Here is a 24,904-nt window from a genome sequence, read left to right on the forward strand (position 1 = left end):
AATGTTGAACCGAGCCTTGCCGGGTTAGGGCTTCTCTCCAAATAGGAAAAAGCACCCGCAAACGAGTGCTCGTATGTAAATACTTTATTCTGTAACAGAAAAGGTTTGCAGAGCGGTCGGCTTTTCCTCCGGAAGGAGATGATACCATGGAAGTATACGAGGCTTTAGCACTAATGATCTCTATTGGAACATTAGTCGCCTTATTATTTACCTCCGATAAACGGAAATAGACCGCTCATCCTGCAAAAGTGATGCGGTCTATCCGTGTTAACTTAAAGCCGTCCGCCCTTTAAGCGGCTGTTGCAAGGAGCCATGTTAGCGCATGGCTCTTCTTTGATTTTATTATACCACATCTTGAAGGAGAATATGGCTATTTATATTTTTGGTCAGTTTATTTTATATTGTCAGATTTATACCGATGTTTCGCCTCCATCCCCGGGCAAAGCCGACCGCGGAGCTGCCAGCTGGGTATGTATTACATTGCTAATTTTGATTCTAAAATTTCTATTCTCTTACGAAGTTCGTTCAACTCAGTTTTATCATCCCTTAATTCCTGAATGGCTCTCCATGTCATATCCACCTTTTTACTAATCGCCTGAGTTTCAGATTTTAAAGAACCTATTTCGGGTTTTAAAGAACCTATCTCAGATTTTAAAGAACTTATCTCAGCTTTTAAGCCTCTATCCATTGCCGTTAATCTGTCTAAAATCAAATCTAATTTATCATCCATGCCTTATCCCTCCTAATTTTTATGTTACCACAAGGATATATGTAATACAATGCCAGGAGCTGCAGCCAGCGAAATGTATTACATATATTCTTTAAACTCTGTTCACAGGCCTTAAGGGAATTATCAAGGGTCTTGAAACTTTTTTCAAGATAACGAACATCAAACAAAGCCCTACCAAGTTCATATTTCAATTCCTTATAGGTAAGCTAACAACTAGTCAAACCCTTTTAGAAAATAGCAATGATAAGGGTTTCAATTCCTTATAGGTAAGCTAACAACAGGATTACCTTGACAGCGGTTTTTATGATGGTGGATGGTTTCAATTCCTTATAGGTAAGCTAACAACGGGGAAGGAGGCGCAGTCATGCATAACATGCATAAATGTTTCAATTCCTTATAGGTAAGCTAACAACTGTTTGCCAAGAGTGCGGCAGCATCATTACTGATCAGAAGTTTCAATTCCTTATAGGTAAGCTAACAACTGAATTGCTGCTGGTATTTTTTCCTCGGTTCCTAAGGTTTCAATTCCTTATAGGTAAGCTAACAACAAAAGGCGTTACTTCGCGGTAGTCTTTCCCGCACCAAGGTTTCAATTCCTTATAGGTAAGCTAACAACGATTTAGCGCTGTCGTACACGCGGGTTAGGTCGAAGTTTCAATTCCTTATAGGTAAGCTAACAACAAGTACTTGTTCTTACATCACAGTCGCACCCCATGGTAGTTTCAATTCCTTATAGGTAAGCTAACAACCATCGGTTGGCACTATATAACACCGCTTTTGACATGTTTCAATTCCTTATAGGTAAGCTAACAACTATCTTTTCTCGCTTACGTTCCCACGTCTTCTTTTTATGTTTCAATTCCTTATAGGTAAGCTAACAACCCAATTGTAGCTGCCCACCAGAAGGCTGAGGAGGAGTTTCAATTCCTTATAGGTAAGCTAACAACGAGTTTTCTTCGCCAGATGCTAGAGGAAGCCAAAATAAGGTTTCAATTCCTTATAGGTAAGCTAACAACCCATTTCGCCCGCATTAAATAAGCCATTACAACCATTGACCAAGATTAACCAAATCAGCCATTTTCTCTTTAGTCCGCTTACCAAGCCCCATTCTTTGTCGTCGATCCCCGGGGATTTTTACCTTACTGCACATCGACGACAACTTCAATGTAACGCTTATGCTCTTTCTTGTCTTATAATTAAACGTTTCTCTGATAAGCTTTCCTCTGTCCTCTTTCGATACTGTCCCTAACAATTCTAATCAGGTATTCAGGCTTGCTCTATCTCCTAGCTCCGAAAAGTAGGCTAATGCTGCCACTAATGACGTTCTTACATAAGCGCTATGTTTTTGAAATAATGTTCTATCTACGCTGAATCCCCTGCTCTCTGCAAATTGACAGCAGAAGGTCACTACAGTTCTTGTATTCCCTTCTCGAAAGCAATGTATCTTCCAGGGCTCCTCCATATACTTTGAAAATTTCACAGCCTTTTCATCAAGGCTGAATTTATCCCATGCAACATCCCTCATTGTGTCAAGGACCTTTTTTGCCGTTGGTTCAATTTCGTCAACGGGGTGAATATTCAATTGAAATAAGGGTCATGCATCTTGCTTTTTCCCTTTCATCCTATACTTTTGATCCAAGTGTTTCAAAATGTCCTGCTCCGTAATCTCCCCTCTTTTCTCTTTTTCCACAAGCTCCAAAAACTCTTCAGAGGGTTCGAGTCCATCCACTTTAATAATTCCTAATGCATAATCCCATGCATCTGATTTAGTCAAGTTTACACACCCCTTCCTAGGACTTTACTTATGTTAATAGTATATCAGTATCTCCTGCAATACTTCCACGCTAAATTCAATTTGGTTGGAGTCAAGTAAACGTGAGCAAACCTTTTCTTTCCTGTCGTTGTAATTAAAGGGCCCTTTGTTGTTTTAGAAGGCAAAAACAACAAAGCTTATAAACTGTATTCCTTAGCTTTATTCTCTGCGTTCCAACCTAAGCATCGAAATTCGCTGATACACATAGTAACCGCTAGAATGGATTTGCCTGCACCCACTTCGTAATGGTCAGCTCCAGTGGATCGAGGCTTGCTTGTAAAGATTTGTACCAATGTTTCGCCTCATCCCCGGGCAAACAGCTCGCCGCCGCAAGAAAGGCCCTTTTTAACCATGGTGGCATTTGATTAACAGCTCTTTTGCGGCTTTTGAACCAAGAATGTTGTTGAGCCCGGCCTAGAGCCAAGATCAATTTTCTTTGTGAGAATTCATCATGATAACTATTATATAGACTCACAAATCTTCCTTCATTGTCCCACTCACGGTCCTTTGTAAATGTGTCAAAAACCCATAAGCGATGATATTCAAGGTGAGATACTATGGAATCCTCAAGCAGCTGAATAAGCTTTGTGCCAATTTCATGCTTATCTGCCGTATTTAATGACCTAAGATTCGTGATATATGTAATCACCTCTTTAAATACAGGATACAATTGATTGATGTTATTTAATACAAAATCGACGGATTCCTCACTATCGATCTGTTTTAATCTCTTCAAGATAAAGCGAACCAATGAGATATCAATGGTCTCCATTTCCAGTACCTGCTCCTCCAGAATACCCATTAAATTCAGGCTATCTATTTGCGCCTGGACATCTGATTCTAAATCATCATAATCAATATTTTCATATCGATTTTCTATCCCCAGACTGTCTAAAATTTGATAAAACTTTGCACTTAAACTACTCAATTCCTGGCTATTTTCTCTTTGGAGATAGCGATTATAAAACTCATCCACAGGTAAGATTCTGGTTTTATGCTGCTGTAAAGTAAGTCCATGATTTTCAAATAGGATATTGGCCAGTAAAGCCAAGTTCTCGTGGGCCTCACGTTCATTTTGGCAAAAAATCCTATAATCATCTACGTAACGGCAATGCTTGACTCCTTCACTTAACAAACCTCTATCCACATCATCTATAACTAATTCAGCTAATAACCTGGATGCAGCGGAACCAACGGGTATGCCGTAGGATACACTAAAATTCCAATTTTTTATCATGGAAGTAATGGCCTTTACATGGTTGTTTTTGCGTGTGCATTCACTCAATGCATTCTCTAGGGGATGAAAGTAGATCCGCGGATAGAAATCTGCGATATCCGCTATCACAACATAATTGTATTGATTGCTTTCCACCAATTCTCCACAATAGTCTTGAAATAGATCCCATGAATAGTCAGTATCATACATTCTGCCACTTTCTTCTGGAGCAAACCTATGGGAAAATGCGATATTCTGCTCTTTGGGGATTCGGGCTGATTCTATATCCTTACCGATTTCCATTACTAAGGAGGTAAAAACAATAGCTTCCAATGGGTCCAGTTGAGTTGCTATGCGAAATCCATATCTATGCTTTGGGGTCAGGCATCTTCTATACGGTCTTGGCATCCACTGAAGTATATCTTGACTCCTTAACCAAGGCCGAATAACTTGTTCCCAGCTATAACGAATGGCTTCAAATTCAAATGGCACTGGGAAAATATCAGTATCTCCATATTTCTCAATATGCAATAATGCCCAATCTAAGTTTTTCTCTGTTAACTTTAGCATTTATGCTCCCCTCTCTGAAAATCAGTTGTGATGCCCAGTATCTTGAGTTCTGATATCCAATGTGCATCTTTTATCATCCTGGAAGGGCCACCGCATGGCATTAGGGCAATCCCACCCTTGTCATTCTCTATTACCCCACAGGTAAGCTAACAACCCGAGGATGTTCTGTCGAGAATGGACGAGTTGATTTCGTTTCAATTCCTCATAGGTAAGCTAACAACAGAGAATGGAGAACAGGTACAAAATCAGTTACGACAGTTTCAATTCCTCATAGGTAAGCTAACAACTGGATTTACAGCCGAGGTACCTCTTTGCCATATATGTTTCAATCCCTCATAGGTAAGCTAACAACCAAAATGACCTATGTGCTTATCGCCCCAAAGCCTATGTTTCAATCCCTCATAGGTAAGCTAACAACCCATTTTACCGCATAAAATCAGCATTTATGGCTTAACAAGTTCAGCCCAGAGAATCCGCGTTTTCCCCACAAACCGCTTGTTAAGCCATAGTCATTGCCGTCGGTCTCCAGGCATTTTTACCTTACTGCACACCGACGACAATTTCATATAGCAAAATAATCTCCGCTCATTAAGCCAAGGCCATTAAACAAGACATACCAAGTCCTCTCCGAACTGCGCCACTCTGAGATCCAAAGGCGAATCCAGGTCATCACTTTTAGGGATAAACGCAATAGGCTTCCCATCTTTCTCATAAAGGAAATCCACTGATTTCTCAAAGGTCCGCTGCCCTTTATACTCATACAAATACCCACCTGCCCGGCAATAGTAGCGCTCCGCCTTGAGAACGATCTCCCGGATAAGAGCCGTAGGTACAACTGTCCTCATCTCAATTTCCTTTCCCTCCGCCACCGGATAGGATACTTCCGGGTAGACCCTATAGAGTATCGGCTTAGTCAGGGCATAGGCAGTACCTAAATAAGTAGTATACACCGACCTTTCCCCAGTGAGAAAATCCAGCAACTGTTCCGTATACTCTTCCCCGGTATAATAAATGCGATAGCCGGGATTGACTAACAATTCAATAGTGGTGGGACGGTTAAAGGTGCTTCCCGGATCTTTCCCCAGCATGGACATCTGCTGAGCTACGGTTCGTACCGGACGCAGCAGCTCAATACCCACCCGGTCGGTGGTCACAAAATCCTCAATCCCCAGAATCGCCCCCACCAGCCCTTTGGCCGCTGTAGGTGTAATAAAGGGATAGGTCAGCTGGGTTGCCGTGGTGTCGGGGCGGCGGAAATGACCTACAGTGCCCAGGACATCAAATGCCAATCCTTTCATAACCTTCTCCTTTTAGTATAGTGTTGTTCTTCATAAGCGCAGCTTACCATAAAGGCTGCAGCCAGGGGGCGATATCTCCGCTGATGGTCACTCCCGGATGAGCCCAAATCCGGCATTGGGCTATCTTATCCTGCTTCTCTGCGACAGCTGCTAAAAGCCGGGTCAAATCGAAGGAAACATCCTGAAGAGATGAAGGCAGCTTTCCAGCAGCTTTCCAGGCCGTGGTATCGGGAGACATGGTGATCAGATCTTCCAAATAACCGATCCGGTAAAAGGGATCGCTATATTCAATATGGACCAATATCAGGGGCTGCTGCTGTCCTCTTCCCCGGGCCTGGCGGTGCTGGGTGCCCTGCCACAGTGCCCGGAGCAGCAATTCCTGATCCTCAGCAGTCATTCCCGAGTGCTCCGCCGCCTTAGCGTTGATCACCGCCGGCATGGCAAACACGGCAAAGGGTACTGTATAGCTGGTCCAGATAGTCCCCTGAGTCTTTCCCTCTCCGTCAGCGGTGGAATCCATACTGGGCATGACCACCGTTCCTTGCACATATTGGGTGTCCACAGGGTGAAGGGAGTGGGCCCACCCAAATTGAACCGGTCCGGTAAGGTTGAACTTAGGCTTCACCGAGTAGACGATACCGAAGGTGCGCACATCGAAGCAATGTTCAATCAGGACACTCTTCATGTCTTCCTTGGCCTTTTTCTCTTTCCCCACGCTTTTCGCAATTCCTTCCGCCAAACTGCCCCGGCCAAGCAGCTTCCCTTTGTCATTCACCTTTTCCTGGACAAAGATATGGTTTTTCTGGTCCTTACCGCCGTCCTGCTCCAGAGCAATCACAAAATCCCTCACATCTCTTTTAATGCTCACATCGCTTAAAGAGATACGCCCATCCTCTTCGGGAAACAGCCGCCTGGCGTCACTGTCATTCAAAGGATCCCGGTTGGGTATCCCATCCTTCACCGACTTGACAAACAAAATCTCGCCGCTATTCATTATCCCTGCCTCCATCCTCTTCCTTAACTTCAGGATCACTTTTAGTTCCACCATCGTTGTTCTTATCCGATTTATAGAGCAAATAGCCCGACCAAAAAGCGGTCATAAAGGTATCCTTTTCCGGAATCAATTCCTGCTCCTTTTCCAAAAACCCCAGCAGAGTTTGAGCCAGCATAGGTCGGAAATTGCTCCCCAGCTTCATGGACCATTGCTGGGCCAGCTCTTCGCAGCGCAGCAAGCCATTCTTCCAGATCATTGCCGGCGTCAATTTGCTGCCGAATTTCATCACCCGCTGTTTGAGAAAATCCTTACCCGTCTTTTGGTAATACGAGTTGGAAAACTGCTTCAGCAATAAACCGGCAGCAAAGCCCAATTGCTCTGCCTTGGCCAGATGACTCAGCTCCAGCTTCCCCTGGGCATACAACGCTTTGAATTCATCCCAATCCGCCAAAGTTCTCACTCCCCCTTGCTTGTGCAAAATCTTCTCTTCATATTCCTTTAAAAAATATAGAAAGCTATAATGGAACACGAGCTCCTGGAGCATTTGCCCCCGATCTTCCTTATTGGCCAATTCATTGAGCTTTCGGGCAGTGGCCATGTGCAGCCGCTCCCATCTGAGGGGCTCCTTGTGAAAAACACGCCGCAGACTCGCCCACACATAGCCTGGACCATACACATTAGCCAGCAGGGCCGGAAGATTCTGGGTGCGATAGACAGGTTGTTCCCTTACTCCAAAGGCCTCCTGAATTTTGCCTGTTTCTCGCGCGCTTAACCGATACAGTATTTTTTCCACCTGGCCGGCTACACTGGGGATCACATCCTCGATCATAGCCCGGATGTGCATATTGCCACGGGACAAATCACCGGAATAATAGAGGATGGTCAAGCGATGCTCATCTCCCATTTCCGGAACGATCCTGTCGATGCCTGCCAGCACTTTAAGCTGCAGATCGCCGTCACTTTGTTTCTCGTCGCGCTTTTTCAGCAGCCTTTGATACTTGGCAAAAAGCTGCTGTGAGTCGCCGTCCGTCAGAGGCAGAACCATGGGAATACCGTAAATGGATTCAAAGCTTTCCACGCTCATCATCTTCTTCGCTTCCACACTGGTAATAGGCGCAAACATCTCCTTAAGAACAGCACTGGAAATGGGCACCTGAATTTCCTTGAGGAATTGTACTCCGTATAAATAGGCGGCATAGCTTTCCTCATCCACTTTAATTCCTTTAGTCCATTCATCGTCATTCCAGTAGATGGAGCGTGGAGATTCCCAGGTAGGGGACAGCCAAAGCCAGGATTTGTTGTAGATGGAGACCACCTCATCCGTCTTGCGATTGGTGAAGGTGGATAGGGCATTCTTCTCTTTGCCCAACTCAGCAGCCTCGTAAAACTTGGCCCGGCCAATTCTTTTCAGGACCTCTTCCCCGTCTAAATGGAGGTGAGCTCCTGGAGTCAGCGGGCTTTCAGCGATCCACATGGACAGCTCATTCTCTCTCTTTTCCTGATATTTATGAAACATCGGCAGCTCTTGGTCGAAGATCATCATGACTCCCAGCTGCTTGTCCTCAGTGATCAGTTCGGCCCCCCGAGCAGCTAATAATTCAGTAATCCGGTCGGCTAAAGCAACTCTCTCTGCCTCCGTTCTATCCCGATAGCCTAGAGTCTTGCCCAGGCGGGGAAGAAGAAACTCTTTTTTAAAGGCCTCTTCATCCTTCATGGCTTTAATATGAGGGTCGTACACCAAATAACACGGGAGAGGATAAATGCCTTGGGCATGGAGAGGATTGCCCCCATTGGGATAGAAAATGGGAAAGGCCACATTTCTTACGGGATTGACTTGGAAGGTTTCTTTCTTTTCCTTGGTCTCCCTGTCCCCTACCTCCATCGGCTGAAAGCCGATGTCCTTCTCCGTGATCTCAAGCAAGAAGACATGGCGGAAAAAATTTTTGCAGTTTTCACTGCTTACATCGGTCAACAGCCGGATTTTATCCCGGCAAGGCATGTCGCTGTCTTTGATCGGACGGCCGATGCGGATGATGGCTTCGGCTAGCATTGGATCACCTTCTTGTAGTTTTCTTCAACCGTTCTAATATTTGAACCATCTACTGAGAAATACAGAAAACAAGGACAGGTTTTTACCTATCCTTGTTTTCATTCGACTAAATAATACCAATTCCTGCATATACTTCTATTTATTTTCGCCAAAAAATTAAGTTCTCTTTTCACCCAAGAGCTGATTTATTTGTCGCACTAGCTCGGGAAGGCTTTCCCTGATAGTACCCCATAAAACCCCCAAGTCGACATTTTCATAATCATGAACAATTTTATTGCGCATACCACGAATACTTTTCCAAGCAATCTCAGGATTTAATTCTTGTGTCTCGGCACTGATGTCTTTTGCCAGCTCCCCAATTTGTCCGATACAAAAGGCACAAGCAGCTATTGTTTTACGATCACCCACAAACTGTTTATAGTCCATATTATCGACATAGCCGATTATCTCCTGGGCATAATTCATAATCTTATGAAGAATGATTCTATCTTTATCGGTCATAGAGCAAAACTCCCTGCTGCCTAATCTCGTAGTCGATGGGTGAACCAGGCCTTATTTCGGAAATTTCAAAGAGATCTACTTTGCGCCCTAACGTCTGAGTAATATCCTCCAGCACCCCATAAAATTTGATATTTAACAATTCTCCCCGGCTGTCAATTACAATATCCACATCACTGCTGTCGGTAGCCTTATTTTGGGCAAAAGAACCGAAGAGTATCGCCTGGTAAATAGGGGCAGCCTCAAATATAGGGAAAAGCTTATCTTTTATCTCCGCTACGTCCATTGACATCGTGATCATCCTCCGTTATGAAACTATCACTATCGGCCTCAATATCCATTGTATGGAAATAGTATATCATAGCCTGCTTTTATTCTCCATATCTAATCCCTTAATATAGAATTCCCCGGCAATGTTGTCACACCTGACACCATTGCCGGGGGAAATTTATCTGTGATGCTGATTATCAACTCAGTAAATGCTTGTCAAGGGGCGGCGTCAGCCGAGACAAAGTCCTTGCCCCTGATTGGCTAACATAGCCAAAGACCCTTATGCCTCAGAACAGTTTAAAGACCGTTCTTCTGCCACCCGGCGGAGGCGGGGTTTCAGGGGCGGGCCCCTGAGAGAGCAGCTTGGAGTATTTACCTGAGATGAAAAAAGAAGCAATCTTGCGATTCTGAGAGAATCTCTAACTCTGGAGTGTCTGTTTTATCGAGACAAGGTCACTTATAGGTAAGCTAACAACACTTACCGGCCTTTCTCATGCTCAGCTCAAAGAATACGGGTTTCAATTCCTTATAGGTAAGCTAACGACATGAAAGAAGGGGAACGATTACAAATGACCACAATGAGTTTCAATCCCTTATAGGTAAGCTAACGACGGTGAATATTCCCCTTATTTCGACTCGACAGTAAGTAGTTTCAATCCCTTATAGGTAAGCTAACGACTCTTCTTCCACCCTTACTCGCTTCTCTTCTGCAAGCTCCTTTCAATCCCTTATAGGTAAGCTAACGACAATGTATATTCTGTTTGAATGTGCCGGATGCAATGCCTCTTTCAATCCCTTATAGGTAAGCTAACGACCCCTGCCGCTTTGCCTAATTTCCTTTGGTCAGGAGCTTTCAATCCCTTATAGGTAAGCTAACGACACCTCTTTCGAATCATCCGGGAGCAGCCCGATGAGTTGGCTTTCAATCCCTTATAGGTAAGCTAACGACTCTGCCAAAGAATAGCACATGTCTTCTTTGTAGACATCTTTCAATCCCTTATAGGTAAGCTAACGACTGATGAGAACGGAGGAATTGGAAAGTGAGTGAAATCTTTCAATCCCTTATAGGTAAGCTAACGACCCATTTCACCCGCATTAAATCAGCAAGTCCAGCAAACATCAAAATTATCCTAACTTAACCCTTTGCTCCTCAATCCGCTTATTAAGCCATATTCTTTGTCGTCGGTCTCAGGGCATTTTTACCTTACTGCACATCGACGACAAATTTACATAATTGAATCCAACCGCTTACTAACCTCATGTACTTCGAATCATAAACTCTAGCTGATCTCTTCTTTCACCTCTTTAGCGTCAGGTCATCAATTTTACCCTACTAAAATAATGTTAGCATATAAAGCGATGAAATCAAAGACAAACTCCTTTAAAAGGATTTTGTCTCAGAGTTCTTAAAACCTTTTTGTGTAACCACCTCTGCTCTAGAATGAGCGGCAGGAGGTGACTTGAATGAAGCTCTCAAAGTCCCATGCTCAATCGATAAGCCAGCTTCGGAATTGCATAGATTCTCATTTCACTTTCTAAAAAGACCATCGTAAGTAATTTCCAAGATAGTCCTTATTGCATGTAATTCTTCAACTGAAATATGCCTGATCCCAGCCTCTATTTTCGCCAGTGTTCCTCGCGAAATATCACAGCCATGAGTCTGTAATTAAGCCGAGAGCTGTTCCTGAGTCATGCCCTTGGCACTTCTCTCTTTGCGAATATTCTCGCCAATGCTTTAGCTGCTTTAATGCTTTGTCCCATAATAGCATACCTTTCTTCGTTCTAATTTCGGAGCATATTTACCTTGATTATAAAAGTAACCTGCTCGCACTTAATTAAGTTTTTCTTTTTTAACATCACTCATATCTACACCTGATTCAACTCGCCCACACCATAGCCTACAGCTGTTTTCGCACCTGCACCATGTTCCGCTAAACACTCGGTCATCCATTGCTCCACAACTTGCATTGGAGTTTTTTCACTGAATACGCCGGTTTGGAGAGGTTTATCGTCTTCTTTCTTGATGCCAACTGTCACTATAAACGCTGTATTTTCCACAGCAAGAAAATCTATCGGGTTAGGAGAATAGTAATCGGCAGGTGGTTCTCCATTTGAATAATACGGTCCGTAATGAGGTGTCATCACATCAAAGACAATTTTAGGCTCCACTATAGGTAAAGCATCAAAAAAGCACACTTCTCCCTGATAATTTCCATAAATGCTATTTTTGGGGCTCCCGAAAATTTTGCAAAAGCCCCTATCACTTAATGCTCCTTTTTCGCCATTGCCCTCCACCTGAGCAAAGACCCTCGTAATGATCCAATTTCTCACCAAGCCCTTTAAGGCACTGGCTGGAATATAAGGAAACCCATAAATGTGGTGCAAGCAAATAGAAGTCTCAAAAATCGAATGCTGCCCTAAGCCAACAATAAGCCGCCAATCCGGTTCAAATCTCATCTGGATGAAATCGAAACCGGCATCGGCAATAGCAGACTTTTGGCGCTGACATAAGCCGGAAAAATCAATATTCTTAAAAACAGGGGTCACCTGAAATGGCGGCTTCTTTCTATCCAACATTACAAAACTAAATTTCCTTGAATCTTTATTTTGAAAAGAAGCAGCTGCCTTGTTTAGCTTTAAGTAATAATTATCAATGTCACACGGATCAATAATCTGCTGCGTATCTTTGGGAAAGTAATGCTGCTTATCAGGTTCAGGAACACCTTTGGGCAGTGCCTTGCTTTTTTGATACGTTCCATTTGCTCCCTTATCATGGGGCAGCGTTAGTATATTTTTCGCTTCCCAGCGACCTTTGCTGTCTTTTTTTATTTCAAACTCCACCCAAGCTCCTTCCCCTATATTCTCCAAGTTATCAACTTGAGAGCAATGGAAAAAGATTTTTCGATCACTGTTATCGTCAATAAAGCCATATCCCTGATTACTAAAATATTTTTTAACAATCCCTTTAAGCTTCATCATCAGCTCCTCCTTCTAAAAGCCCTTCGGAAAAACGGCTTAACCAAGAAAAGAGTGCTAATATTTCCACCGTAACCGCCCTATACGCGGATGAGTCAAGACTGATGATAGCCTCTGTCAGGCTTGTTTGAGAAAGATCAACCAAATTTTTATCATCCTTTTTTAACCACTGGGCAATTTGTTTATAAATTTCCATGTATGCCTTTTTGGTTTTTCCTTTTGCTTCTATATAAGCTATTGTCGCACCTAGTCCGTTTGTTTTAATCAACATGGGAATTTTCTTGGCATAGGCTTTATAATCCCCTTCTCCCGCTGTATCTTTTTGTGATGCCACCGCTAGATAAGCGAATTGTGCTCTTCCTTGCTCCAAACCTTTAATGGTTGACTTTTGTGTATTCATGCCTCCACCACCTTAAGCCTGACCAGCCCTTTTCCGAGGGTAGCATTGCCCCCCAGCTGGATAACCCCCGGCAGATTTGTGATGAAATATTCCATAACCGATTTTTCTCCCGCTCCAATCCCCTGAGCTGTAAACGGACTTTTTTCCGATGAAAAAACAGGCGTACTCAAAGCCAAAGTATAGAGCAGCGTTTCTGCCGGCAAGTATTCTTCTGTGAATAACGCGCCATTCTCCACAGTCCCGGTTTTTGCATTGATTTTTGTCCTTGTCGCGACCTCTGTGGAAATCTTAACAAAATCGGTGAAATCCGAATCGGAAAGAACAACCAAACTGGCCGCCAACTTTTTGCGCCAATACGCATATTCGTCATTTTGAGGCACCAGATTATTGCTTATCCATCGAATTAATTCCGTACAATGCTCATTATCGGGATGCTCAATTTCGAAGGTAAATTCCTCCAAGACTATCTTATTATCTTTCACAAATAATCCCGACTCTTTAGGGGTCGAATTTTCCGGCGGCAAGCCGAATTCCGGCTTCAAGCCGCATCGCTCCAGATCCTTTTTCAATCGTTCCAGAATAAAAGGGCAAGTAATCCAGGCAAAGATCCCTTTCATGGATTTAATCGGAAAAAGCAGTAATCTGGCATCCGTAAAGCCTAATGCTCCTGCGTAAAGGTCTCCTTTTTCCGGACCAAAACTTAGGTTAATACACCTCTCTCGTTCAACTCTGTCCCTAAAAAACGTACCCTTGAAGGAAACTTCTTCTAAACCTTCAAAAGCCTCCCGTAAAGCTCCTTTCAGGCCCGAGGCCTCCACTTTGGGAAAACCCGTGTGTTTTTCTCTCTGGATCGGAAGATCCACCACACCCAAATCATTACCGCAACCGACATGAAGCGGTGTTTCGCAAATCAACCCAAGGGGCTTTGCCAGTTTATACATTGAATAACCTCCTGCCTATTCTAACATTTTTTAATCGGTATGGTTATAAACTCTATAGTGCCTGCCGCTCGCTGAATTTTGTATTTTCTTCTAAATTTAGAAATATATCGGGTGTGATCAAAACTCCCCCGCAAATATTCATAGATTTTTATACTCAAATAATTTTTGATAAATTCCGGTTGGTAAACAATCCTTATTTGGGCTTTGTCTGTTGATTTAAAGATAAATATATTTTTTTGAGGATTCTCTCCATGCCGTAAATCATGCTCAGTTCCCAAACTTTCAATATGTTTAAGAAGACCTTCTTGAGATTTTAAGAAGTTATTCTTGATTTCATTATCTAACCTTTGATAAAGCTCCCTTGTTGCTTCTATCACTTCTTTCAATTTCCCAGGCGGTTCAGAAGAGAACTGATTTGATTCTTTCGGCACCTTCACCAAGATATGTTCTTTAAAACGATGCCACAATATATCCCATACCGAATTAAGACCTACTAAACCTTCATCTTCCCATATGCAATCCGGAAATTCAGGCTCCAGATTGTTCCTCCGCTTGAACTGAGCCCAATCCTCCTCGAGTCCTTCATCTAGCTTTTCAAATATATCCACATATTTTTCGAATAGACCCCAGTTAATATCTACTGGCATCTGAGGAATTTTAATCAGTTCATCCGTATCTTCGAAGATATAATAAAGGGGAATATTTTTAAGCATTCCGAGCATTGAAAGGTAAGGAATAAGCGCTTTATATCCTCCGGTAATATTAAACAAATCACCATTGCCAAAGTCTTGAGCATCTAAGTATCGTGCTAATCTAGACACCCCTTCCTTTTCAAACAACTTCCGTTTTCTTATCTGAAGGTTTTTAATCACATCGTTTTCCGGATCAAAGATTACGCTAATTTGACAATTGTTGATTATCTTTCCTTGAAGCTCATCTCGAATAATTTCTGCCGCTAAACGGGATAATATGGTGTCTGTCGCCACTAACTGTACTAAAATATTATCATGCACTTCTTTTTGAATCTTTAAAATGCTTTTAATTTCTGCTGATGCCGTATTATTCTTCTTTACCCAACTTGATAGAACATCTTTTAATGGTTTAATCCGCTCAAGTTGATCATCCCATTGCCAATTCAAACTATTTTCTATCTGCTTGAAGTGAGCATCAATGTCTCCATGCTTTTCTTTAATATAATTTGTAAATATAGAAGCGCCTACCATTGTCATAACCCGCATCATCTTATTTCTCCCATATAGGCCAGTCCAAACCCCTGTTCAGCCAAATTATCCGATATGTTTTTTCCATGGAAACTTTGAATTACCTCTTCCCACTGTCCTTCTATAATTTCGAAATAATAAACGCTTCCCGCTGGAACTGCTTTTTGCATGGGCTTAGGCCTTTTCTGTTTCATATCGAATCCGCCGATAAAAACAGGGCGACCGACGGCTGCCGCGAGCATTTTTACATGTATCCCTTGGTAAACCCCTTCCAGTGTGTTCTGATCCATCCACTGAGGGATCCATCCTTTGCCATAGATTGCCGGCGTAGCCAGATACAGTTTGAACCGTTTGCTCTCACTTTGAGGCGCAGGAATTGGTCTCATTGAAATCGGTTTACAAATTGCCCCCTTTCCTTCCCCTCCCAATTTGATAAATCCCTCCTGTGGTAAACTGATACCCGTGTAACCAACCACAAAAGATGCCTTATCCATTCGGCGCATATCTACCCGGTAAAGCATATGCTCTTGACTGGAGTGGGTTTGTTTGCTTCGTGTTATACCGATTTTCGGCTCGTTATGAATATAGTCACTTAATTTTTTATAGTAAAATTCTTCAGCCCCTGAGTTTAGATATTCTTTAAATGTTACCGAATCAAGATAACCCTCTAAATCCTGCTCAACTTCCTCCTGATTTTTGGGCTGTAAAAGAAAGGACATCGGGGAGCTGTTAACCCCATCGTTTTTTATGAGAGAGAGAAGACATGCCTTACTATTCCGGGATTTTTTGGGAGTCACGCAATCTAAGGGCATCGGGAAACAGATATCCTGACCCAGTTTCATAAACAAACCGTTAATTATTAGAGCAGCAGTAGGGTCGTCAGGTAGCTGGGCTTTGGCAAAACTCTCCATATGATTGGAAAAGTAGACACTGCGCAAGGCCCCGTAGAAAACAGCCGGAGACGGAGGAAAGTTGCTGTTTGCCCATGTGTCCTCTCCTTTGGCAAAAGATTTACCGTCGCGAAAAAAAAGAGTATCCAATGCTTCAATTTCCAGCATAGCTAAATCACCTCTCTTTGCAGGAATGTTACAATATTTAAAACACTCAAGAAATCCATCGGGTTTTTGCATGAGAAATACAGTTTACTAAGATCCTCTGTCAAAACATTGACCAAATCTGTTCTTCTGTTCTCAAATCTTTCTCTATCCTCTCCTATCAGTTTTTCAACTGTAACAGACCTTCCAACCAATCTCTTTATCTCCGCTTTTATGATAAGGTCGGCGTGGTCAAAGGTATTTCCGTCCGACTCAAAAAGTTTGAGAAAAATTTGATTAAGCTGTTTTATAAATGTCGTAGAAACGTCTTCTTTCTTGACACGCTCCATTAATCTTTCAATCAGCTGAGGTATCCACAAATCATTGCTTCGCCATTTCAAACGGGTCATTTGAGTTTCGCCGGAATGTTTCAAAACGGCTATACCGAAAGCATCTTTGTGTGTATCTATCTCTTTCGCCCACTTTTCCATCTTCTTTGCCCATTTTAAAACTTCAGACAAAGGCGTTTTATAATGAGCAATCGCTATTCCCGCAGAAAACGTAGGTCTATCTTCTGTATATTCCTGGATATTCAATCTTCCAAACCGCTCTCTCAACTCAACCATAACTTTTAAAAGATAGTTTATATTGATGAACCCTAAAAAGTCTTCCCCTCCCGCATAAATAACTCTACCCCTGGGTTCAATAAGTATTTTTTGCACCTCATCGGCAAAATCAACCATCCGGGCGCTTAATGCACTATGGAAGTCATATTGAGAAACCCCCGCTTTTAAATGAGGTTCCCCGTACCATTTCCCCATATCATCTCCATCAAAAAGCATAATGGCGTAATAAGGGGAGCAATGAATTTTATGCTCCTTTATTAACGCGGCTGCTTGAATGGTTTCTTTATTTAAGCTGTCTGATTTTTCTTCAGCGGAAGAATTTTCTACCAGCTTAAATAGGGCCAACTCTTCAACACCTTTCCAAATCCTTTGGTGATCCGGTCTTTCCTTTTTCAGCCGTTCTCCTGCCTCCATCAATGCAATCCGAGCAGTTGACGGAAAACTGCTATCAAAATCTTCCTTAAAATATGGGCCTAAACAGCGTTTTATAAAGTTCGCTGCGTCCAACCCTTCATTATCATCTATCAAACGAATCGGAAAACTCCGGGGCAAGGCCGATCCGGTAGGCCCTCTTTCTCCGCCTCTATCTTTTCGGTAGAATACAATATTATGTTCGCCGCTGACGGAACACTTCTTCCCAGGTGCTTCAGTTATTTGCTCAAATATTTTTGTACCCTTTATGGTTCTTAATCCCGCTATAATGCTCCGATAATTATCAAGATAATCCGATTGGCCCCATGGCTGAAATAACCAATAGAATTCCAAATGTTGCGCTATCTGTTCCTTGAATTCAGTAGATTCTTCTAAAGAAAAACTTGCTAGGACTCCATTGGCTATAGTCCGAAACTCGTGTTGTACAGCGCCTTGTATCGACTGTCCTATAGCTTTAAGCTTTTCGTTGTCGCTTTCAGAGAAATAAGCTAAAAGCCGATTAGGAATAGATCTTTTATGCGGATCAGGAAATATGATTTCGCCGCCTAACTCAATTGTCTTTTTAACAGCAATATCCGCAAGGTGAGAAAGCAAGTAACTGCCTGCGTAAAGATCCTGGGTTTTACGTGCCTGAAAAATAAAGGACTGTACGGGGCCCAGGGTGAATAAAAAAAGCGTTTTATTCATAGAATCGCCTCCTTAAACTCCCTTTGCTTGTTTTTTCCAACAGGATGAAAGCCCTCTTGGAAAGCAACGTGTAACGTCGTAACCAAAGGATGATAATTCTCTCCCAGTTTGATTACAGAAACATATACAGGAGAAGCTAGCCTCTTATCAAAGTGTGCAAATCCTGTGTATTCTGAGCCGCCATCCAAACAAACCTGGTGAGAAACTTGTCCAATCTTCTTTAGCAAATTATTGTAATCGGAATAGGACTTACCGATTTCTACAGTCTCTATGTAAGGATATTCACTTGGAAAAGTACCGAAAAAAGATAGTTTGTTCTCCTCTCGTTTGACCTCACATTCTTCATTAACAAGAGCTATTAAAGCTGAAATTCCCTCTATATTTTTAGGTGTAACATACTCCTCATTATTTTTTTCCAAAATCAATATGGAGCCGAATCCACGTCTGACTCTTTTCCCTATTCCTCCCAACAATAATGTGGTCTCAAGTAAATGTTCATAATAAGTATGTTCGGAGCTTGGTAAAAAATCGCTTAGAATAATATCTATTTCAGAACCGGGCACAAACGCACTCGATATTCCTTTATCTTTATGAGGCAAAAGATTTTCTCTTCTCGTTACTATACTTTTGGAAATTAATCTTAGATTTACAGGAGATCTACCTATGTCAATATTGCTACTTCCAAAAAGGGAAGCCTCCTTTTTTCTCAGTTCATCCAAAGATAAATTTCTATTAATCGCCCTCCACCAAAAGCGCATTGCCCCTTTCAGCGAAGAAGCCCGCAATTCTGGTTCATTAGATCTGCCGTATAAAAACATTGGCGTGATTAATCTGCATTTGTAAACAGTTTTATTGAGCTCTTTGAGCATCTATGTTCCTCCCTCGAAAAATTCCATTTATTAAAACATTCATCAAATCTCTTCCATGGTAAAATATTCTACAAAAAAATACTCATACCTCCTTAATGTGGTTTTAAATAAACGAAAAAAGGAGGTGTTTCAAAGTGTTTCCATATCTTTTATGGTTCTACCAGATAGACTTAGGCCAAAGCATAAAACTATTACCAAAGCAATTTTTAGCAAACAAAAGTCTGTCCGAAATTGGTACGCGCGTACCGATTTCGGACAGACTTTTCTCTCAGCCTATAACTGTTATAAGGATTGATACCTGCGGATGAGAGATTACCAATTTCAAGCCCTCACAAAGTAAGCCAAAAACCATTTACCCGTACCAAATCAACCATAAAGCCAGTAATTCTAATTTCACTTCATAAAAAAATCGTCGTAAGCAATCATCTTCAGGATGCCCAGCGTGATGGAGAAAGTGAATACATTGAGACACAGGATGTTTCTCGAACTATTTTACCCGCTTCAGTTGATGAAAAACTACCGAATAGACGGTGGCTTTTGTCAAGAAATTGGTTATTGTCGAAAAGTACTCTCACTTGAAACAGTTGAACTATCCCCAGACCCTCCTTCATTCATAAAAAGGTCTGTCCGAAATTAGTATGCGCGTACTGATTTCAGACAGACCTTTCCTTCTACGTAGTTAAGCTTGGAATGGAATGATCGATACTTGGCAGTTTCAATTCCTCATAGGTAAACTAACAACGTGGATGGGAAGATTGATTTCGACGGTGCCCTGGCTGTTTCAATCCCTTATAGGTAAGCTAACAACTATCGATGAGAAACTTGCTGCAGCCGTTCAGCTTGCGTTTCAATCCCTCATAGGTAAGCTAACAACTCCGGAGAGACCTCATCCGTCCCCTGGTACTCTTGTTTCAATTCCTTATAGGTAAGCTAACAACGGAATTGGTTAAACCATATATTTAGTTAGTAGGTGGTTTCAATTCCTTATAGGTAAGCTAACAACTTTCGAATGAAGCCTTGAGGGCCGCCCGGCGCGATGTTTCAATCCCTCATAGGTAAGCTAACAACATGAACCTTAGGCCGTTAACTAAACGGGCTGCAGGAAGTTTCAATCCCTCATAGGTAAGCTAACAACGGAAGAGGCCGAAAGGAGAAAAGAGATGTTATCATCGTTTCAATCCCTCATAGGTAAGCTAACAACTACCACGGGTGACAATTGCTTCTCCACCACTGCCCATGTTTCAATCCCTCATAGGTAAGCTAACAACGCTTATATGCAGCATGGGATACAGACAAATATGAAGTTTCAATCCCTCATAGGTAAGCTAACAACGATGGCGGAGCGCGGAGAGATGCCAAGGATAGAGGGTTTCAATCCCTCATAGGTAAGCTAACAACCTGTGCCAAGTGTGCGTCAGGAAGTTATACGATACTGTGTTTCAATCCCTCATAGGTAAGCTAACAACGAAACGTGCGCGGTCAAGCTCAAGCTTCGAACACGGTTTCAATCCCTCATAGGTAAGCTAACAACACTACTCAACCGGCTTTCCCTCGCTGTATTTCAGGGTTTCAATCCCTCATAGGTAAGCTAACAACCCATTTCACCAGCATTAAATAAGCCATTACAGCCATTGACCAAAATTAACCAAATCAGCACTTCTCTTCTTAGCCCGCTTATTTAGCCATATTCTTTGTCGTCGATCCCCGGGCATTTTTACCTCACTGCACATCGACGACAAGAGCTACGATTAAAACCTAGCCTTTTATCCTCCCCCTAATCTAGTGGTAGAAGTAATAAACCGGCTAGTTTATCTAAATCGAAATCAGGCCCATCTCTCATGTTAATATTAGCACAGCAAGGGATTAGATCAAAATCGAAATTCTGGGATTGTTGAAAAAGTAAACTCTTTAATACTAAACTCCAGTATCACTTTGCCAGGAAAAGGTCCGTCCGAAATAGGTACGCGCGTACCTATTTCGGACAGACCCAGCGACGACGTTTACTATCCATTGATAATCTCCACACACCCAAACCCCTGGCTGTTCTTACTTCCTATTCCTCCATCGACGGCCAATTGAAGCAGCTCTTTCGGCCCCGATAAAAACAGCTTACCGGCATACCCTTTAATTACCGTGTTTTTATAATTGACGATCCTCATCCTTTGTATACCCAGCGGTCGTATTTCCACTTCCCCTTCCGGTCCTTCTGATCCATAAAGGGCCCGGTATTTCTTGCGCAGATTTTCATTGAATAAACGGCTATAATCCGTTTCCCCCGGTTGAAAGTAGACCGTATACTTCCTGCCATCCGGCCTGAGCAGCGTACTGTACAGCACCACCGGGGAAAGGGTTCTCACCATAACCTTATTTTCTCTCACCTTATACTGACCGGCACTTATTCTATCGATCTCCAGCTCCTGGGGCCCTAAGCGCATAACCCCTTTTGTAAGCAGCACATTGACCAGGGACTGACAAAAATCCTGCAACGGAGAGGATACCGTCAACTTCAGCTCTCCTTCAAAAGCAATCCTTTTATTCACCCTATCCATTTGATACATACCCTGGATTAAAGAAAAACAAAACATCTTAAAGGCGCGGTTTCCGTCGCTATAGCCCTTCTCATGCAAAAAAGCCGCCAGCTCCTGATCAATGGAATTGTATAACGCTGCCTGAACCAAATAATTATAGTGAATAGGCAATACAACCGGTTCCCTCAAAGGTTTAAAATAAATCTCTAAATTCATTTTCTGCCACTCCCCATCCTTCCTCGGTATGGCCTGAATTAACAACCACGTTTCAATTCCTCATAGGCAAGCTAACAACATAACGTCATGAAGACTGCACCGACAACGACCACGATGTTTCAATCCCTCATAGGCAGACTAAAGACCCAGAGCATCCTTACCTTACTCCATACCGACGGCAAATTCACATAATTAAACCTAACCCATGCCCTTCTAACATCCGCCCGTCCCCTACCCTTCCTGATAATGTTAGCATATGGAACACTAAAATCAAAGACAGCAGTCCTTTAAGCCTTCCTATTCAACTATTCCAACTATCCCGAACCAGACAGGACAGGACCTTGATTCTTTCATCCTTCTCCCTCCCGGCTTTGCCCCTATGACTATACGGTTTTGTGAACTATACGGTATACGATGAAGCAGCCACAGAATCAATACCCGGAGGTATCTGTCCGAAAGCAGTACGCTCTGCTAATTTCTGACAGACCTCTGTTATAAAGCCACTCTATACCTTTAAGACAGTTGCTTCCGCTCCCTTGAACCGCTCTGCTTCCGTCTATTTTATTACCCTATACCAGCAGGCCGGACACCATTCTAGCTGCCAACCCCATTTACCCTTAAGTGAGCTAACCTTTCAATTGACACATATAAAGAACATGTTCAGATAGAGGACTATTCTCAGCAACATGGGGGTGTTTAAATTCCATAACCTTTTTCATACCAAGCTTCTTCATCACATTTTCCGATGGAAGATTAACTTTCGCCGTGAAGCTATAGACTTTCTCCAATCCCAAGCTATTAAATCCATAGTCCAAACATGCTTTTGCCCCTTCAGTAGCATAGCCATTTCCCCATGCCGCATAGTTAAGCCGCCATCCTATTTCCACACAAGGAGTGAATGCCGCCTCAAATGTTGCTCTATGAAAGCCTATAAACCCGATAAACTCATGATTGTGTTTGGTTTCCACAGCATAAAGTCCATATCCCAAACTGAGTTCATCGCCAATCTTCTCATAGAGTGAATCGGTTTCCTGCTCTGTAAGGGTTTCGGGGAAATATCTCATCACCCTTGAATCCTTATTCATCATTCTGAATTCCCTTAGATCCTGTTCCTTCCAGTCACGAAAAATTAACCTTGGCGTCTCAAAATAAATCATTACCTGCTCCCCCTAAACATAATCGCCCATCGGGCATTGAGTTTGCATCATTCTCATAGCCCAGCCCTAAATGGCATTAAGCACTGAACAAAATCATCCAGTGCTTATTCCAAGCATTCCACCATCTTTCGTTTGAGCTGTGGCAACTCATTTCGCACCACATTCCTATAATGTTTAAACTAATGCCCATGTAATCATGGATCACACATCACGAAGTCCGGCCATTTGCCTCTATGGAATTTCAGGCGTTTGCTTCTTAAGCCCTTGGGAAACCCGCTTTGCCGCTTCACCAATAATTTCAAGATTCCGAATCACCGCATCCTGGATAATTCCTGATGTCATGAATTCCTCTTTTCCTGAGATCGTATATGTTTCAATCTTTACAATGCTCTCCAGAATACTGTGAAGATAGACCTTGTCATCTTTCATATAGGCCTGGCCTCCTGGAGAATCTTATCTTTTAACGTCCAATGAACAGAATCGGGAGTGACCACATCTATCTTTCTGCCCAGGATTTCTTCAAGATCATATTTAAGGGAGATTAAATCGAATAAAGAACAATCCTCGCCGCACTCAACCAAAAAGTCTATATCGCTTTCCGTCTTTTCTTCCCCTCTCAGTACAGAACCAAACAGCCTCACATTAAAAAACTTGTATTGAGCTGCTGTGGATAGAATTTGGTCACGTTTAGCCATAATCTCATTAATCGCCGGCATAGCTTCACCCCCTAAGCCTATTCTACCGTATTTTTCCACAATTATAAAGCCTCTATCAAACCTTCCCCGCCACCCGCCAAGCCTGCTGATCCTCTGATGAAATCAGACTTAAGCCAATTAATCAAAGGAGATGGTTTCATGGGAAAAATCCCTGAATTTGATTTTAATTTTATAGTAGCTGAACTAGAGCGGATTCAAAACAATCTTTAGACCTCTTTTCTGGGAGGTCTATTTTTTCAGGAAGAAGGCTCCTTTAAAAAAACTGGTGCGAGGGACGGCCGGCACAAACATGTCCAAAAAACATGTCCCCAAACACGACAACGTTGTCGCATTTGGGGACAAACCCGGTTTCCGGCATTTTACTAATCAGAGCCAAGACTTCCTTATTCACACTCACAGCTTTCATCTTGAATGACCATGACTTTCCCCTCAGGAAACGGCTCCCCATCCATGTATTCCTTCTCACCCTCCCGCTGTGCTTTTAAAAGGATGTCCATGACATCGGCAACCTTAGCCGCCAGTTGAAAATACATCTTTTTATAGTCCGTCATTTTCCTCTATACCCCCTATTTCAAGCAGCGGCAAGGCTCCGGGCCCTGGCCCGGTCCTGCCGTCTGCTTTGATAGGGGAAATTAAAAAGCACATATGCGAGGTTTTTCTACCCTACACATGTGCCATGCTTCGTTATCTGCTGAATCCTAACACCTAACCCCACTCAACCGGAAACAAACCGGCTGTGAACAGAAAAGCGGTCCGCATAACCGGTATGCGAACAATTCCTTTCCGCTGCCTGGGTCAGGAATAGGCTGAATCTCCTGCTGCGTGAAGCCGCACAGTCTGCTCTGTTCCCTGCCGGCACCTCATTACACTCACTTCACCCGCGGCACAGGCAGCTTGCTTGTGCAGAAAGGGGCGGCATTGTATAATAAGAATGTCGTCGTGGACAGCTGGACTGTTACGTGTAGGTGCTGTTCCACCTGCTCGTGCCTGGAAGTGCTCCAACACTTTCAGGTCACGGCGACTTTTTAATTTCCACCTATTACTAATTATAGCTTGTTTGAAGGAAAATGCAAGGGAGCATGCATATTGGCTAAGTTTATGGGAACACGGAACACCTTGCCATCTGGAGCCGGAAGCCCCAGATATATACTATAAAAAAGGCCCGGATAGGTTGTCTTTTGTTCTTATTTTCTTATCAATCCTTAAAGGGTTTGAAACCGTCAATTAACAGGCGATCCAAGTCCTCGCGGTCCGTTGTTAGCTTACCTATGAGGGATTGAAACCTTATATCACTTTGGGGGATGCCCGTCTTGGCCGAGTTGTTAGCTTACCTATGAGGAATTGAAACACTGGCTCTCCGTAAATATCAACTGCTCTCCAACACAGTTGTTAGCTTACCTATGAGGAATTGAAACACCAATGCTTGTGGTTCCCCGGCTCCTTTGGCAAACGTTGTTAGCTTACCTTAAAGTAATGGTCGATATCAAGCAGCCAAGTGAAACCAGTAGAAAAAACCTGACCTCATTCAGTATGGATTGCTGGGACTGGTTTCAAACCCTATGTATTTCCGCCCCTGTTTGCGGTGGCCCTCAGTGTCCTGCTGCCCCCCTGCCTATCGCTGCTTTAAACATCATCAGATTGCCTAGGCCGGGCCTAACTTAAA

At 42.8% G+C, this 24,904-nt stretch carries 23 protein-coding genes and 3 CRISPR repeat arrays; of the genes, 1 reads left to right on the forward strand and 22 read right to left on the reverse strand.

What is annotated here, in order from left to right; genetic code table 11:
- The first annotated feature begins 146 nt into the window (after positions 1-146).
- Positions 147-230 carry a putative holin-like toxin gene (locus BUA14_RS28980; protein WP_427846688.1) on the forward strand — a complete coding sequence of 28 codons (84 nt, stop codon included), beginning with the start codon at positions 147-149 and terminating at the stop codon, positions 228-230.
- Positions 231-475: 245 nt separating this feature from the next.
- On the opposite strand, the gene BUA14_RS12335 is transcribed toward BUA14_RS28980, so the two are convergent.
- The 22 genes from BUA14_RS12335 to BUA14_RS27915 all read right to left on the reverse strand — a co-directional run bounded on the left by BUA14_RS12335 (position 476) and on the right by BUA14_RS27915 (position 23,792).
- Positions 476-730, reverse strand: a complete 255-nt coding sequence (locus BUA14_RS12335; RefSeq protein ID WP_011460584.1) for a hypothetical protein — start codon at positions 728-730, stop codon at positions 476-478.
- 184 nt (positions 731-914) lie between these two features.
- Positions 915-1,746: a CRISPR direct-repeat array (repeat unit 30 nt; unit sequence GTTTCAATTCCTTATAGGTAAGCTAACAAC).
- Between the two features lie 242 nt (positions 1,747-1,988).
- Positions 1,989-2,255, reverse strand: a complete 267-nt coding sequence (locus BUA14_RS12345; protein ID WP_242954642.1) for a Fic family protein — start codon at positions 2,253-2,255, stop codon at positions 1,989-1,991.
- Between the two features lie 69 nt (positions 2,256-2,324).
- On the reverse strand, positions 2,325-2,504 hold the full coding sequence (locus BUA14_RS12350) for an antitoxin VbhA family protein (protein ID WP_072772856.1): 180 nt from the start codon (positions 2,502-2,504) through the stop codon (positions 2,325-2,327).
- A gap of 253 nt (positions 2,505-2,757) precedes the next feature.
- Positions 2,758-4,329, reverse strand: a complete 1,572-nt coding sequence (locus BUA14_RS12355) for an RNA-directed DNA polymerase (protein ID WP_072772857.1) — start codon at positions 4,327-4,329, stop codon at positions 2,758-2,760.
- A gap of 602 nt (positions 4,330-4,931) precedes the next feature.
- On the reverse strand, positions 4,932-5,627 hold the full coding sequence (cas5, locus tag BUA14_RS12360; protein WP_072772858.1) for a CRISPR-associated protein Cas5: 696 nt from the start codon (positions 5,625-5,627) through the stop codon (positions 4,932-4,934).
- Between the two features lie 43 nt (positions 5,628-5,670).
- The gene (locus tag BUA14_RS12365) at positions 5,671-6,621 is read right to left on the reverse strand and encodes a CRISPR-associated protein (protein ID WP_072772859.1); all 951 of its coding nucleotides are present in this window, start codon (positions 6,619-6,621) and stop codon (positions 5,671-5,673) included.
- Entirely contained in the window at positions 6,614-8,671 is a 2,058-nt protein-coding gene (locus BUA14_RS12370) for a hypothetical protein (protein ID WP_072772860.1), read from the reverse strand. Before BUA14_RS12370 ends, BUA14_RS12365 begins: the two co-directional genes overlap by 8 nt.
- 156 nt (positions 8,672-8,827) lie before the next feature.
- Positions 8,828-9,172 carry a HepT-like ribonuclease domain-containing protein gene (locus BUA14_RS12375; protein WP_018212750.1) on the reverse strand — a complete coding sequence of 115 codons (345 nt, stop codon included), beginning with the start codon at positions 9,170-9,172 and terminating at the stop codon, positions 8,828-8,830.
- Positions 9,162-9,461, reverse strand: coding sequence for a nucleotidyltransferase family protein (locus BUA14_RS12380; protein ID WP_018212749.1), 300 nt, complete (start codon positions 9,459-9,461; stop codon positions 9,162-9,164). The genes BUA14_RS12375 and BUA14_RS12380 overlap by 11 nt, the downstream gene beginning before the upstream one ends.
- Before the next feature lie 493 nt (positions 9,462-9,954).
- Positions 9,955-10,520: direct repeats of the CRISPR family, unit length 30 nt; unit sequence CTTTCAATCCCTTATAGGTAAGCTAACGAC.
- A gap of 447 nt (positions 10,521-10,967) precedes the next feature.
- Entirely contained in the window at positions 10,968-11,084 is a 117-nt protein-coding gene (locus tag BUA14_RS28875) for a helix-turn-helix domain-containing protein (RefSeq protein ID WP_345788635.1), read from the reverse strand.
- Positions 11,085-11,305: 221 nt separating this feature from the next.
- Complete coding sequence (gene cmr6, locus BUA14_RS12390) at positions 11,306-12,418, reverse strand: type III-B CRISPR module RAMP protein Cmr6 (protein ID WP_084078579.1); 1,113 nt, start codon at positions 12,416-12,418, stop codon at positions 11,306-11,308.
- Positions 12,405-12,815, reverse strand: a complete 411-nt coding sequence (cmr5, locus tag BUA14_RS12395; protein WP_072772862.1) for a type III-B CRISPR module-associated protein Cmr5 — start codon at positions 12,813-12,815, stop codon at positions 12,405-12,407. The genes cmr6 and cmr5 overlap by 14 nt, the downstream gene beginning before the upstream one ends.
- Positions 12,812-13,756, reverse strand: coding sequence for a type III-B CRISPR module RAMP protein Cmr4 (gene cmr4 / locus BUA14_RS12400; protein WP_072772863.1), 945 nt, complete (start codon positions 13,754-13,756; stop codon positions 12,812-12,814). The genes cmr5 and cmr4 overlap by 4 nt, the downstream gene beginning before the upstream one ends.
- Positions 13,757-13,776: 20 nt before the next feature.
- Entirely contained in the window at positions 13,777-14,997 is a 1,221-nt protein-coding gene (locus tag BUA14_RS12405) for a hypothetical protein (protein WP_072772864.1), read from the reverse strand.
- Positions 14,994-16,034 (reverse strand): type III-B CRISPR module-associated protein Cmr3, encoded by a 1,041-nt coding sequence (gene cmr3 / locus BUA14_RS12410; RefSeq protein ID WP_072772865.1) that lies wholly within the window; start codon positions 16,032-16,034, stop codon positions 14,994-14,996. Before cmr3 ends, BUA14_RS12405 begins: the two co-directional genes overlap by 4 nt.
- A 2-nt stretch (positions 16,035-16,036) precedes the next feature.
- Positions 16,037-17,755, reverse strand: a complete 1,719-nt coding sequence (cas10, locus tag BUA14_RS12415; RefSeq protein ID WP_072772866.1) for a type III-B CRISPR-associated protein Cas10/Cmr2 — start codon at positions 17,753-17,755, stop codon at positions 16,037-16,039.
- Positions 17,752-18,624 carry a type III-B CRISPR module RAMP protein Cmr1 gene (gene cmr1 / locus BUA14_RS12420; RefSeq protein WP_072772867.1) on the reverse strand — a complete coding sequence of 291 codons (873 nt, stop codon included), beginning with the start codon at positions 18,622-18,624 and terminating at the stop codon, positions 17,752-17,754. The genes cas10 and cmr1 overlap by 4 nt, the downstream gene beginning before the upstream one ends.
- A 712-nt stretch (positions 18,625-19,336) precedes the next feature.
- Positions 19,337-20,220: direct repeats of the CRISPR family, unit length 30 nt; unit sequence GTTTCAATCCCTCATAGGTAAGCTAACAAC.
- A 407-nt stretch (positions 20,221-20,627) separates the two neighbouring features.
- Positions 20,628-21,368, reverse strand: coding sequence for a CRISPR-associated endoribonuclease Cas6 (gene cas6, locus BUA14_RS12430; protein WP_072772869.1), 741 nt, complete (start codon positions 21,366-21,368; stop codon positions 20,628-20,630).
- A gap of 626 nt (positions 21,369-21,994) precedes the next feature.
- On the reverse strand, positions 21,995-22,525 hold the full coding sequence (locus tag BUA14_RS12435; RefSeq protein ID WP_072772870.1) for a GNAT family N-acetyltransferase: 531 nt from the start codon (positions 22,523-22,525) through the stop codon (positions 21,995-21,997).
- A gap of 231 nt (positions 22,526-22,756) precedes the next feature.
- Positions 22,757-22,954 carry a HepT-like ribonuclease domain-containing protein gene (locus tag BUA14_RS12440; protein WP_072772871.1) on the reverse strand — a complete coding sequence of 66 codons (198 nt, stop codon included), beginning with the start codon at positions 22,952-22,954 and terminating at the stop codon, positions 22,757-22,759.
- Positions 22,951-23,241, reverse strand: coding sequence for a nucleotidyltransferase family protein (locus BUA14_RS12445; protein ID WP_072772872.1), 291 nt, complete (start codon positions 23,239-23,241; stop codon positions 22,951-22,953). Before BUA14_RS12445 ends, BUA14_RS12440 begins: the two co-directional genes overlap by 4 nt.
- Before the next feature lie 383 nt (positions 23,242-23,624).
- Positions 23,625-23,792, reverse strand: a complete 168-nt coding sequence (locus BUA14_RS27915; protein WP_178371682.1) for a hypothetical protein — start codon at positions 23,790-23,792, stop codon at positions 23,625-23,627.
- Positions 23,793-24,904: the final 1,112 nt, after the last annotated feature.

It is taken from the genome of Desulfitobacterium chlororespirans DSM 11544, assembly GCF_900143285.1.
In the GTDB taxonomy this organism is placed as follows: domain Bacteria; phylum Bacillota; class Desulfitobacteriia; order Desulfitobacteriales; family Desulfitobacteriaceae; genus Desulfitobacterium; species Desulfitobacterium chlororespirans.

Bases quoted from the DNA above. Each gene is read 5' to 3' on its own strand.
- BUA14_RS28980 (WP_427846688.1), top strand. From the start codon at position 147: ATGGAAGTATACGAGGCTTTAGCACTAATGATCTCTATTGGAACATTA.
- BUA14_RS12435 (WP_072772870.1), bottom strand. From the start codon at position 22,525: ATGATTTATTTTGAGACGCCAAGGTTAATTTTTCGTGACTGGAAGGAA.
- cmr3 (WP_072772865.1), bottom strand. From the start codon at position 16,034: ATGCTGGAAATTGAAGCATTGGATACTCTTTTTTTTCGCGACGGTAAA.
- BUA14_RS12335 (WP_011460584.1), bottom strand. From the start codon at position 730: ATGGATGATAAATTAGATTTGATTTTAGACAGATTAACGGCAATGGAT.
- cmr5 (WP_072772862.1), bottom strand. From the start codon at position 12,815: ATGAATACACAAAAGTCAACCATTAAAGGTTTGGAGCAAGGAAGAGCA.
- BUA14_RS12405 (WP_072772864.1), bottom strand. From the start codon at position 14,997: ATGATGCGGGTTATGACAATGGTAGGCGCTTCTATATTTACAAATTAT.
- BUA14_RS12380 (WP_018212749.1), bottom strand. From the start codon at position 9,461: ATGTCAATGGACGTAGCGGAGATAAAAGATAAGCTTTTCCCTATATTT.
- cas6 (WP_072772869.1), bottom strand. From the start codon at position 21,368: ATGAATTTAGAGATTTATTTTAAACCTTTGAGGGAACCGGTTGTATTG.
- cmr1 (WP_072772867.1), bottom strand. From the start codon at position 18,624: ATGCTCAAAGAGCTCAATAAAACTGTTTACAAATGCAGATTAATCACG.
- BUA14_RS12440 (WP_072772871.1), bottom strand. From the start codon at position 22,954: ATGAAAGATGACAAGGTCTATCTTCACAGTATTCTGGAGAGCATTGTA.
- cas10 (WP_072772866.1), bottom strand. From the start codon at position 17,755: ATGAATAAAACGCTTTTTTTATTCACCCTGGGCCCCGTACAGTCCTTT.
- BUA14_RS12365 (WP_072772859.1), bottom strand. From the start codon at position 6,621: ATGAATAGCGGCGAGATTTTGTTTGTCAAGTCGGTGAAGGATGGGATA.
- cas5 (WP_072772858.1), bottom strand. From the start codon at position 5,627: ATGAAAGGATTGGCATTTGATGTCCTGGGCACTGTAGGTCATTTCCGC.
- cmr6 (WP_084078579.1), bottom strand. From the start codon at position 12,418: ATGATGAAGCTTAAAGGGATTGTTAAAAAATATTTTAGTAATCAGGGA.
- BUA14_RS12355 (WP_072772857.1), bottom strand. From the start codon at position 4,329: ATGCTAAAGTTAACAGAGAAAAACTTAGATTGGGCATTATTGCATATT.
- BUA14_RS12445 (WP_072772872.1), bottom strand. From the start codon at position 23,241: ATGCCGGCGATTAATGAGATTATGGCTAAACGTGACCAAATTCTATCC.
- BUA14_RS12345 (WP_242954642.1), bottom strand. From the start codon at position 2,255: ATGAGGGATGTTGCATGGGATAAATTCAGCCTTGATGAAAAGGCTGTG.
- BUA14_RS27915 (WP_178371682.1), bottom strand. From the start codon at position 23,792: ATGACGGACTATAAAAAGATGTATTTTCAACTGGCGGCTAAGGTTGCC.
- cmr4 (WP_072772863.1), bottom strand. From the start codon at position 13,756: ATGTATAAACTGGCAAAGCCCCTTGGGTTGATTTGCGAAACACCGCTT.
- BUA14_RS12375 (WP_018212750.1), bottom strand. From the start codon at position 9,172: ATGACCGATAAAGATAGAATCATTCTTCATAAGATTATGAATTATGCC.
- BUA14_RS12370 (WP_072772860.1), bottom strand. From the start codon at position 8,671: ATGCTAGCCGAAGCCATCATCCGCATCGGCCGTCCGATCAAAGACAGC.